At 43.8% G+C, this 12,168-nt stretch carries 5 protein-coding genes; 3 read left to right on the top strand and 2 right to left on the bottom strand.

What is annotated here, in order from left to right:
• Positions 1–53: 53 nt before the first annotated feature.
• Complete coding sequence (wecA, locus tag VHA01S_RS10795; RefSeq protein WP_039970705.1) at positions 54–1,082, bottom strand: UDP-N-acetylglucosamine--undecaprenyl-phosphate N-acetylglucosaminephosphotransferase; 1,029 nt, start codon at positions 1,080–1,082, stop codon at positions 54–56.
• A 230-nt stretch (positions 1,083–1,312) separates the two neighbouring features.
• The gene (gene malT / locus VHA01S_RS10790) at positions 1,313–4,018 is read right to left on the bottom strand and encodes an HTH-type transcriptional regulator MalT (protein ID WP_023404407.1); all 2,706 of its coding nucleotides are present in this window, start codon (positions 4,016–4,018) and stop codon (positions 1,313–1,315) included.
• Positions 4,019–4,570: 552 nt separating this feature from the next.
• On the opposite strand from malT, the gene VHA01S_RS10785 reads away from it, so the two are divergent.
• From VHA01S_RS10785 to glgB, 3 genes are all read left to right on the top strand, one after another.
• On the top strand, positions 4,571–7,024 hold the full coding sequence (locus VHA01S_RS10785) for a glycogen/starch/alpha-glucan phosphorylase (RefSeq protein ID WP_023404406.1): 2,454 nt from the start codon (positions 4,571–4,573) through the stop codon (positions 7,022–7,024).
• A 170-nt stretch (positions 7,025–7,194) separates the two neighbouring features.
• The gene (gene malQ / locus VHA01S_RS10780) at positions 7,195–9,381 is read left to right on the top strand and encodes a 4-alpha-glucanotransferase (protein WP_023404405.1); all 2,187 of its coding nucleotides are present in this window, start codon (positions 7,195–7,197) and stop codon (positions 9,379–9,381) included.
• 404 nt (positions 9,382–9,785) lie between these two features.
• Positions 9,786–11,966, top strand: a complete 2,181-nt coding sequence (gene glgB, locus VHA01S_RS10775; RefSeq protein ID WP_023404404.1) for a 1,4-alpha-glucan branching protein GlgB — start codon at positions 9,786–9,788, stop codon at positions 11,964–11,966.
• The last annotated feature ends 202 nt before the right edge of the window (positions 11,967–12,168 follow it).

Genomic DNA, 12,168 nt, shown 5'->3' with positions numbered 1-12,168 from the left:
AACAAAACGAAGAATTAAACTAACCTATTCTTCGTTTTGTTTTGTAAATATATTTAAGTTGTTTTATTTTTTTGTTCAACTTTCATTAAAAAGTTTAAATATATAAAGAAGGAAATAATAAATAGATAGAACATTATATATTCTGCTGTATTGTAAATCTCACCAATAATTCCAATTGTAGCGAAACTTATAGCTAATATGGTTATAATTGACAAGGTTTGTATATTACTAAAGCCTAGTCTCTGGAATATATGATGGAGGTGTTCTCTATCTGGCTTAAATGGTGAATCACCGCGTTTGACTCTTCGTATCATAATTGCTGCCATATCCATAAGAGGTACAGCTATTAGCCAAAGAGCAGTTACTGGACGCATAAGAGCTTTGCTTTCTTGGCTAGATAGTAACAATAGCCATATGACAGTAAACCCTATCAACATGCTTCCCGCATCTCCCATAAAAATCCTTCTTTTCCTACCGAAAGCTCCTAGATTTAGAAGAATATAGGGCACTATAATTGTGATTAATACTATGCAGAAATAGGCCAGATCATATTGTTTGTAATAGTACATTAAACAAGCTAACCCTGCGAATGTCACACTAGATAGAGCGCCTAATAGTCCGTCGATACCATCAACCATATTAAAAGCATTGATTGAACCAACGACAGCAAATATTGTGATTATATATCCCACCCATCCTAAAACGATTGCTCCACTACCGAAAATATTTCCAGCAGTAGAAAGTTCAATTCCACCAAGTACCATCATTGCAATTGACAGTGCCCCTTGAATTAAAAATCGTAATTTAAAACTGAGATCGAATTTGTCATCTAATGCACCTACAAGTACTAAAATAGAAATTGATATTGCGTAAAGTTCAGTTCTAAGGATGATATCAGGATGATTAAATAAGAAATAGAGAATAGAGATGCATATGGAAATTCCTCCGACAAGAGGGATTGAACCTTGGTGTAGTTTTCTTGCGTTTGGTTTATCGACTAAGCCAATCTTACGAGCAAACTTTCTCATAAAAAATAATGTTGTAAGAGAAAAGAAAAACGTAAAAACGAGTTCAATCGCCATGGAAAAGGTAAACAATATAAAGATCTCTTAGTTCAATTATGCCTGTAGTATAACTGCTGACGATACTTGAGGAAAGACACTCGTTGTTACTAAATTTATTACATTTTTTGAAGTGGTAAAAGTTCAAGCTAACCAGAGTTCTTTAGACGTTATTTGAATCCAAACATGTCAAGGTGTAAGGTTTTCATATTTGGAATTGTCGTCTGTCTTTTGGTCGTTATTTACTCGTATTAATACCCCATCAACCGCAACAAATTCTCCGCCGTCTCAATCGCTTCCTTCCTATTCGCAATATTCAACTTCTGATACAAATTCCTAATATGCGTCTTAATCGTCGTCCCTGCCACGTCGAGTTCTTGGGCGATCTGTTCGTTGCTGAAGCCGGAATAGATTAAGTTTAGCACTTGCCATTCACGTTGGGTGAGGGGGCTGGTGCGGATAAGCTCTGGGATGTTGGGGTGATTGACCAGTTGATTGACGAAGTCTTCGTCGAAATGCACCGCGCGGCTGCGTTGTTTGTTACCGATTTCTTTTAGGATTTGTAGGGCGCGGTGGCGCTCTAAGTCGGCTAGGTGGCCTTTGTTGACCAGTTTTTCTAGGAGCTTATTGATGGATGCGCCGTCTACGATAAAGTTGCCTAGCATACCGGTTTGATTGGTCATGCTGAGGGCTTGTTGTAGGTTTTCGCAGGCTTGGGCTTCGTTGTTTTGCTTGATGTTGAGTACGGCTTCCACAATTAGGTTGCGGTTGGTGTCGGTGACTAAATGATGCGCGCTGGCTTGCTGGTGCAGGCGAGCTATGGTTTGGCTTGCCTCATCTAGGCGGTCACAGGCGATTTGTGCGCGGGCAATGTTGCGTAGTTGCAATTGGTTAAAGTGGTTGGTGGCATCTTTGGGTTGCTCGGTTTGAGCGAGCCAGTTGTTGATGGCGTCGATGTCGTTGCAGGCTTGCCAATAGAGCAACTGCGAGAATGACGCATTAGCAGACCAATCTACGTGGTAGTTGGATTCTGCAAGCAGTTCGTCGATGTTTTTTACAAAGCGTCCGGCTTTATCGAGCTCGCCGCGACCCAGCGCGATGCGGGTTAGGATAGCGTAGTTGTGCAGGTGACGGCTTTCTTGATTGGCCAGTACTTCGATGCCTTTGTAAGCGGCTAGTTCGGCTTCATCAAGGCGGTTCCAGCACCATAGAATATGGGCGCGGGTTCTAAGCAGGTGTTCATGCAAAGGCACTTGTTGGAAGTGATGTTCTTCAATCACTTTAAAGGCTTGGTCTTGAAGCTCAAATGAGGCTTGAATGTAACCTTGCGCGGTTAAAATTTCGCTTTGTTGGATCAGGGCCCATAATACGTGGTGATAGACTTGATACTGGCGTGCCAGTTTTTCAGTTTGCTGCATCATAGGTAGGGCGCGATCGAGCAGCCCCAATACATGATTGACTTCGCCAATGATGGAGGTGCCGACGATGCGGCTTCTAAAGTCATTATTGTCTATTTGGCTAAGGGCCAATTCTGCCAATTGTAATGCTTCTTGTGGATTGCCTTTGTTGATGGCTACTTGTGCACGTAGTGCGTTTACTTGCCCTTGATCTTTGACCGAAAGTTCGATGTTTCGTTTGGCGAGCTCGTCTTTTGCTTCTGCGAGCAAATCACCGACAATGGCAAATCGGTGTTGGCTTTGTGCAAGCCAAGCGCGAAGTAGGGGCAGTTTGGCGGTTTTGTATAATTGGTCGGTATCTAGCTCAGCGATGGCTTTTTCTAATGTGGTGAGCTCGCCATTGTTGAACATTCTCCAGCCGTGTTCTTGCATGATGTTAGAACACAAAGTGGAATCTTTCGCTCGCTGTGCGTGCACTAAGGCTTCGGTTGGGCGGCCCAGTTTAAGCCATGATTGTGCCGCCAGAGTTTGCAGTTCCACTTCGTGCTGCGGCATGTGCGTCAGGCGTTGATTGGTTAAAAACTCGCTAAACAAATTGTGGAAGCGATACCAGTTATTTTCGGTGGAACTGGTAGTTAAAAATAGTCCGAATTTATTCAGGCTATTTAGCATTGCTAGGGCATCATCACGCTGGGTGACATCAATAATTAATTCATCGTTAAAATGATTAAGCACTGAGCACTGCATTAAAAATTCTTTGGTGGCACTATCGACAAAATCAAACACTTCTTCGGCAAGATAATCCCATAAATGAGTGTGATTAAAGTCGTTAATACTGCGCAAAGATTGCTGAATGGGTTTGTTTTGTTGCAGTGCTTGCACCGCAATCAACTGCATTGCTGACGGCCAACCTTCGGCGTAAGAGCGCACTTCGTTGGCGGTAGATTCGTCAATTTCTTCTTTCATTCTTAGATTAAAGAAGCGAGTGGTTTCTTCTAAATCAAAGGCTAATAAGTCATCGTTAATTTCAATCATTAAGTCGCGCACCCGCAGGTTGGCTGTGCCCAGTGGCGGGTTTGAACGACTGGTGACCACTATGGTGAGATTATCCGGCATGTGCTTGATGAAAAAGCGCATCGCCTCATGGATTTCTTCGTTGGTAATTAAGTGGTAGTCATCAAAGACCAAATACGATTCGTGCACATTGTTGGTCAATTCTGCAAAAATCTCACCAAATAGAGTATGTAATGATGAATATTGGCGTTTTTCGATGAGCGCTTGTGAGTTGCTGCAGGCATTATCGGTGGCTTTGTTTAACGCTAAAATGAAGTAGTTAATAAAGCGGTTGCTGTCGTTATCACTTTCGTCGAGGTTGTACCAACCCACATGGGTTTTATCGGACAACCATTGTGCGGCCATGGTGGTTTTACCGTATCCAGCAGGGGAGCGAAGCAAGACTAACTTATAAAAAGGGGCTTGTTGCAGTAAATCCAATACACGTGGGCGAACAATCGCGTTATGCAGGCGACCAGGACGGGTGAGCTTCGATGGGATCCACATTATTTACTTACCTATTTATTTTATTATTGGATAGTCAACTTTATTCACAGAGCTAAATACAAATAACCGCTTTTGCTACGAGTGATGACTTTATATATACCAACAAATTAACTTTAGGCTTTTGATCCTGCTATTTATTTGTCTAACATGCCTCAATTTCTATGTTCTACGCCTTAAATTTGTGACGTAGATCTAATCTGTATCCGTTTTGAGAAAGGCAGATACTAAAACTTACGCAATTTCATGACAAAAACGCCTGCTCTTAGAAAATAAATACGATCTAAGTCTCATTTGAAATTATTTTTTCAATGCGTCAGATCTCATATTGAGAGCGGATGGATGAGCCAGTTTACATTTATAGTGTGATTAATATCTCACTGAGTGTGCCGTTAAGCGATTATAGTGAGATCTGGCTCAACAAGTGATTTTTGTCTCCCCCCCTACGCCCCTAATACTCCTCCTTATCCTCCTTGTCATAGGAGGATGAAGCCTTGCATGCGTTGAAGGATGATGGAAACAGATGGAAATTACTAAAACGATGAGAGTTCCTTTATGAAACCAGCTCAACAAAAAAAATTCGATAAGAAGCAATTTCAAGCAAACGTTAAGAAACACCTAACTGCAACCTACGCAACCACAGAAGAAAATGCTTCTACCCGTCAATGGTATTTAGCAATGGGGCAGGCTCTAGCCGAGCTTACCACTCTTGATCTTCTGCAAACTGAAACCGATAAGAAAATCACTGATGCAAAAAGTGTTAACTACTTATCGCTAGAATTCCTTATTGGCCGTCTAACGGGCAATAACTTGATCAGCATGGGCCTGTACGAGCAAGTAACGGATGCTATGGGTGAGCTTGGCTTTAACTTAACAGACCTTCTTGAAGAAGAGCGCGACCCATCATTGGGTAATGGCGGTTTAGGTCGTCTAGCGGCTTGTTTCATGGATTCATGTGCAGCTCAAGAGTTCCCAACCGTGGGTTACGGTTTGCATTATGAATACGGTCTATTTAAACAATCATTCAAAGAGGGTGCTCAACAAGAAGCGCCTGATGCATGGCGCGGCATTGAAGGTTATCCGTGGGAGTTGGTTCGCCCTGAGATCGCACAAGAGATTGGCTTTTACGGTCACGTAGAAGTGGTGATGGAAAACGGCGAAGAAAAACGTCGTTGGGTGCCGGGCATGACAGTGAAAGCTATGCCTTGGGATCTGCCAATCGTTGGTTACGAATCAAATACGGTTTACCCACTTCGCTTGTGGGAATGTCAAGCCATCGCACCTTTCTCGCTAGAAAGCTTTAACAACGGTGATTATTTTGAAGCTCAGCACTCACTCATCGATGCGGGCAACATTACTAAAGTGCTTTACCCGAACGACAACCACGAGAAAGGCAAAACTCTGCGTCTAATGCAGCAGTACTTCCACTCGGCGGCGTCTATCCGCGATATTTTACGTCGTCACGAAGCTGCGGGTCATGCACTGGTTGATCTTCCTAAATACGAAACAGTTCAGCTAAACGATACGCACCCAACCATCGCTATCCCAGAATTGATGCGCATTTTGGTGGATGAAAAAGGATTTGGCTGGGAAAAAGCATGGTCTATCTCAACTAAGACATTTGCTTACACCAACCATACTTTGCTTCCAGAAGCATTGGAGACTTGGTCAGAATCGCTAATTCAGCGCCTGCTTCCTCGTCACATGGAAATCATCTACCGCATTAACCACGATTTTCTAATGGAAGTACGTGCTAAATGGCCGGGCGATGTCGATAAGCAACGTAAGCTTTCTATTATTCAAGAAGGTTTCCACCGCATGGTGCGCATGGCAAATCTATGTGTTGTGGGGTCATACGCAGTTAACGGCGTAGCAGCATTGCACTCAAGCTTGGTTAAGAAAGATCTATTCCCAGAGTTTGATGAGCTTTACCCAACGCGCCTACACAACGTAACGAACGGTGTTACGCCTCGTCGTTGGTTGAAGTTCTGTAACCCAGGTCTTTCGGCTTTGATCACTGAAAAAATTGGCGACCAATGGCCAGCACATTTGGAGCAGCTATCGGATATCTCTGCATTTGCTGAAGATAAAGCGTTCCAAAAGCAATACATGGCAGTGAAAAAAGAGAACAAACAACGCCTTGCTAATTGGGTGAAAGAGAACATGGATATCGAGCTTGATACCAATGCAATCTTTGACGTGCAAATTAAACGTCTACACGAATACAAGCGTCAGCACCTAAACATGCTGCACATCTTGTCTTTGTACCATCGTTTATTGAACGAACCTGATTTTGATATGGCTCCACGTGTGGTGTTCTTTGCAGCGAAAGCGGCGCCGGGTTATCACCTAGCGAAAGAAATCATCTACGCAATCAACAAGATTGCAGAGAAGATCAACAATGACACTCGCATTGGCAACAAACTGAAAGTGGTGTTCATGCCGGACTACCGCGTAAGCCTTGCCGAAATCATCATTCCTGCATCTGATGTGTCTGAGCAAATCTCTACCGCAGGTAAAGAAGCATCAGGTACTGGCAACATGAAGATGGCGCTAAACGGTGCCCTGACTATCGGTACTATGGATGGCGCAAACGTTGAGATCCGTGAAGAAGTAGGTGATGAAAACATCTACATCTTCGGTCTAGATGTTGACGGCGTGAACGATATTCGTGCTCGTGGTTACAACCCATTTGATTACTACAACGCCGATCATTTACTAAAAGCCTCTATGGATCTTCTACTAGGTGAAGAGTTCACCCCAGGTGAACCAGGCAAGCTTCGCGCGACATTTGATAGCTTGCTAGACGGCGGTGACCCTTACCTATGTCTTGCTGATTTCGCCTCTTACGTGAAAGCGCATGAAGAGATGGGTGAGCAGTATAAAGACCAATCGGGTTGGGCGAAGAAAGCCATCTTGAACACCGCGTTAGTCGGTAAGTTCAGTTCAGACCGTTCAATTCGCGATTACGTGAACAACATCTGGAAACTAGAGCCTGTTCATCGTTAATAGTGCTATTCATCCTAGCTCTGTATTGCAGGGCTAGGATGATGATTTGAATTGAAAAACGACTCATGCGAGTCAAGTAAGGGAAAGTAGCGCTTATTATTGATTTAAGCGCGTCGTTTCCGATACCAAATTTACAAGTTTGAAGGCGTGTTTCGTCTTCGGAGAGAGCGATGAAAACACAATCCGCATTAAAAAAAGTCGCCGAAATGGCTCGTATTGCCGATAACTATGTCAGCGCGTGGGGAGAACCTGCAAACGTTGAAGATGAGACTATTGAGCGTTTACTTGCTGCTCTTGGCTACGATACCAGTAGTGACGAAGCACTGCTTAAATCTGCAGAAAAAAAACATAAGAAAGATGTCTTGGCGCCAGTGCTGGTGGTTCGTGATGACGAATCAGTAGAAGTGGAACTAAATTTGGGTGTCAGCGCTCGCGAAAGTGAGTTTGCGTGGCGTCTAGAAACCGAACAAGGTGAAGTCCTTGAAGGCTATTTGCAATCACAAATTGTCAGAGATGATCGCAAACAAGGTGGGCCGTTGGTGTTTGCTTTGCCGGCAGATATAAACTGGGGTTATCACAAACTTTTAGTGACGCGCAAACGTCGCAAAGCGCCGTATGAAATGACCTTAATCATTACCCCAAAAGCGTGTTTTAAACAGGCGGATATTGAGCAAGGCAAAAAGCTATGGGGTCCAAGTATCCAGCTTTATACCCTACGCACGCCGCACAACTGGGGTATTGGTGACTTTGGTGATTTAAAACAGCTAGTGGGTGATATTGCCGCTCGCGGTGGTGATTTTGTCGGTTTAAACCCAATTCACTCTCTATTCCCAGCAAATCCGGAAGGTGCTAGCCCATACAGTCCGTCTTCGCGCCGCTGGTTAAACATCATGTATATCGACGTAAGCTCAGTGCCAGAGTTTGCGTTAAGCGTACAAGCACAGCAAAAAGTTGGCAGTGCAGAGTTTCAACAGCGTTTGCAAAAAGCGCGCGAAATTCAACATGTGAATTACAGCGAAGTTTCCGCTCTTAAAATGGCGGTTCTACCACTATTGTTTGCTGAATTTAAAGCGCGTCATTTAGATAAAAACACTGAGCGTGCGCAAGCTTTCTTGAGCTTTGTTGAAGAGGGTGGCGATAGCTTGATGCACCAAGCCGCTTTTGATGCGATGCATAAAACGCTGCACGATGCTGACGATCAAATGTGGGGTTGGCCTGCTTTTCCTGAGAAATATCGCCGCTTTAACAGCGCAGGTACGCAACGATTCATTAAAGATAATAAAGATTTAGTTGATCTTTACATGTACCTACAGTGGATTGCGGATACGCAAATCAATGAAGCACAAGCGTTAGCCCAAGAAAAAGGCATGACCTTAGGTTTGTACCGTGATTTAGCGGTTGGCGTTGCAGATTCTGGCTCTGAAACTTGGGCTGATAATGGCAATCTCATTCTTGATGCGAGCATTGGTGCTCCACCCGATATTTTAGGGCCTTTGGGACAAAATTGGGGGCTACCTCCTCTTAACCCACAAACACTACAAACAACGGCTTACGAACCGTTTATTAAATTGCTGCGCGCTAATATGAAACATTGCGGCGCACTGCGTATAGATCATGTATTGGGTCTACTACGCCTATGGTGGATTCCTAAGGGTGAGAACGCTACCAAAGGTGCTTACGTCTACTACTCAGTAGAAGACATGCTAGCTATTTTGGCGCTTGAATCTCACCGCTATCAATGTTCGGTTATTGGTGAAGATTTAGGAACTGTGCCTGATGAAATCGTTGGTATTTTACGTGATGCAGGTGTTCACTCTTACAAGATTTTCTTCTTTGAAGATAACGATGCCGGGCACTTTATCGAGCCAACCCAATATCCAGAGCAATCTATGGCTGCCTTGTGTACGCACGATATGCCAACTTTGCGTGGTTTCTGGCATTGTGATGATTTGAAGCTAGGTAAAGAGCTAGGTTTGTACCCAAATGAAGAGCAATTAGCGCGTTTATTTGATGAGCGTCTTGAGTGCAAGCAGGGCATTTTAAATACCATTCGTCATAATAACCCGCAGTTTTTGTCGCCGGGTATTGGTGACAACGCGGCTTGGGTTCCTATGGACAACTTCCTTGCTGAAGGCTTACAACTGCATGTGGCGGCGGGAGCCTCTTCGCTACTTAGTGTGCAGTTAGAAGATTGGTTAGAGATGGATAAACCGGTGAACATTCCGGGCACTGTGGATGAGTATCCAAACTGGCGACGCAAGTTATCGGTTAATTTAGATGAAATGTTTGGTCGCGATGATGTGAATCATATAGCAAAACGATTAACCGAAGTTCGTCAGCAAGCTTCAGAAAAATAATGATGAGAGATTTGGGCGGCTTGGTTTGTTATCTAGCTTGTTATGTATAGCTTCATATATATAGCTTTATCTATATAGAAACACGCTGCTCAAATGTTCTTTTTCTATCTTGATACAGTTTCAACAGAACTGATATGCCCGCATCGTGCGGGCATTTTGCACTTTTTTGAACTTACCGGCTCAGTTTGATAATCGTCAGTGGTGTTGCAGTGAGTCGATGGTGATAGACATGAAATATGCAAGTCATTATGTCAAATCAAATGTTTTTAAAGTGTATGTTTTTGTTAAGAATATAGCTTAGTGGCAATAGTATCGTTAAGATGGATAAAAAATGGCTAGGATGAGAGTTGGCTGCTTTCACCAAAAAAATTATAAATAGAATTAAATATCGAAGGAGATTGGGCGTGGACAAGCCTCAAGATAAAATCAAAAGTGCTTATCAGAAATTGAGTCAGGCGGCATTAACTGACCCATTTTCAATATTGGGCCCGTTTATTCGAGAAGAAGGTCGTTACCTAACGGTTTGGATGCCGGGCGCTCATCGAGTCGAAGTAATTATTGGTGACGAACGTATTGAATTAGTTCGTGACGAAATGGATGCGTTTGTGTTGACACAAGAGCGCGATCTTACCTTTACTCACTATAAACTGGCAATTGACTGGGGCGACGCTGAGCAGATCATCGATGATCCGTACCAGTATCATGCATTGTATGAAGAATTTGAGAATTTACATACTCCAAAAGAGATGTACAAATACATGGGTTCTCAATTCATCACTCTAGAGCGTGATGGAAAGACCATTTCTGGTACTCGTTTCTTAGTTTATGCACCTCACGCTCAAGCGGTCAGTCTTATTGGTGGTTTTAACCAATGGGATGGACGTCGTCATCCGATGCAACGTCTAGACTATGGTATTTGGGGCTTATTTGTTCCTGAATTGCCAGAAGGTTCTCAATACAAGTTTGAGATAAAAGGCCCCAATGGTGAGAGTTTGCCACACAAGCAAGACCCATGGGGATTCCAGCACGAACAACACCCATCGTTTGCTTCTGTAACTTACGATCAAACTAAGTATCAATGGCAAGATGATGCATGGCAAACACGCCCTGTGACCGAAAAACGCAAACAAGCACTTTCTTTCTACGAACTGCATGCAGGCTCTTGGAAACGTAATGCCGATGGTGAGTTTTTAAATTATCGTGAGTTGGCAGAACAATTGATCCCGTATTTGGTTGATCTAGGCTATTCACATGTCGAATTAATGCCGATTTCTGAGCATCCGTTCTACGGTTCTTGGGGTTATCAACCTATCGGTTTATTTGCGCCGACCAGTCGTTTTGGCACGCCGGATGATTTCAAATACTTTGTAGACCAGTGTCACCAAGCAGGCTTAGGCGTGGTGCTTGACTGGGTTCCAGCACACTTCCCGTCAGATGATCATGGCTTGGCAAACTTTGATGGTACGCCTTTGTATCACGATCCTGATCCGCGCCGTGGTTGGCATCAAGATTGGAACTCGTACATCTATGACTTAGGTCGTGAACATGTGCGTCGCTTTATGGTGTCAAACGCGCTGTTTTGGTTTGAGCATTACCATATTGATGGTATCCGTGTGGATGCGGTAGCTTCAATGTTGTACTTAGATTATTCACGCAGTCACGATCAATGGTTACCTAACCAAGATGGTGGCAATGAGAACTACGATGCGATTGCGACCTTGAAGTGGATGAACGAAGAAGTGTACAAACACTTCCCGAATGCCATGACCATCGCTGAAGAATCAACGGCTTTCCCTGGCGTATCGGCACCGACCTTCTTGGGCGGTTTAGGCTTCGGCTTTAAGTGGAATATGGGCTGGATGCACGACAGCTTGTCTTATATTCAGCAAGATCCTATCCACCGTAAATACCATCACAACACGTTAACCTTCCCACTGATGTACGCACACAGTGAGAACTACGTATTGTCTTTGTCGCATGATGAAGTGGTGTACGGCAAAGGCGCAATTCACGATAAAATGCCGGGTGATGAGTGGCAAAAAACCGCTAATTTGCGTGCTTATATGGGTTACATGTACGCACAGCCGGGCAAAAAGCTGAACTTTATGGGTGCTGAATTTGGTCAAACTGCCGAGTGGAACCATGACGATCAATTGCAGTGGTTCTTGCTTGATTATGAACGTCATCAAGGGGTACTTAACCTCACCCGTGACTTGAATAAGTTATATCAGCAAGAAACGGCTCTGCACGCGTTAGACTATGATCCAAAAGGTTTTGAGTGGCGCTTGCAAGATGAGGCGGAAGCCAGTGTGCTGGCGCATGAGCGCATTGATGAAAACGGTGAACGTGTGCTGGTGGTGACTAACTTCACGCCTGTACCGCATCATGATTTCCGTTTAGGTATCCCAAATGAGTCTAGCTACGAGTTGCTACTAAATACTGATGACGCTAAGTACCATGGCGCCAATGTTGAAGTGCCGACGAGCTTGAAAACAGAAAAAGTGGAAAGCCAAGGTCTAGAGCAATCTATTCATATGGTATTGCCACCATTAGCGACGGTATTCTATAAAAAGAAAGCGTTATAAAAGGGCAAGTGAACCTTTAAATCACTGGTGACTGCGGTAAAGAGCGGTAAGAATAGCGCAGTAACGAGTGTATGAAAGGTCAATTTATAATCTCGGGCAATCATTATGAATGTCCGAGATTTTTTACGTCTATAGTAATACCAATCACACTAAGTAAATGATCAGGAATAGCGCCGGAAAAATGCTTGAGAACATGAACTGA

This window comes from Vibrio halioticoli NBRC 102217 (assembly GCF_000496695.1).
GTDB classification, from domain to species: Bacteria; Pseudomonadota; Gammaproteobacteria; order Enterobacterales; family Vibrionaceae; genus Vibrio; species Vibrio halioticoli.
The sequence above is the reverse complement of the archived record's forward strand: the minus strand, read 5'-3'. Positions and strand labels throughout refer to the sequence as shown.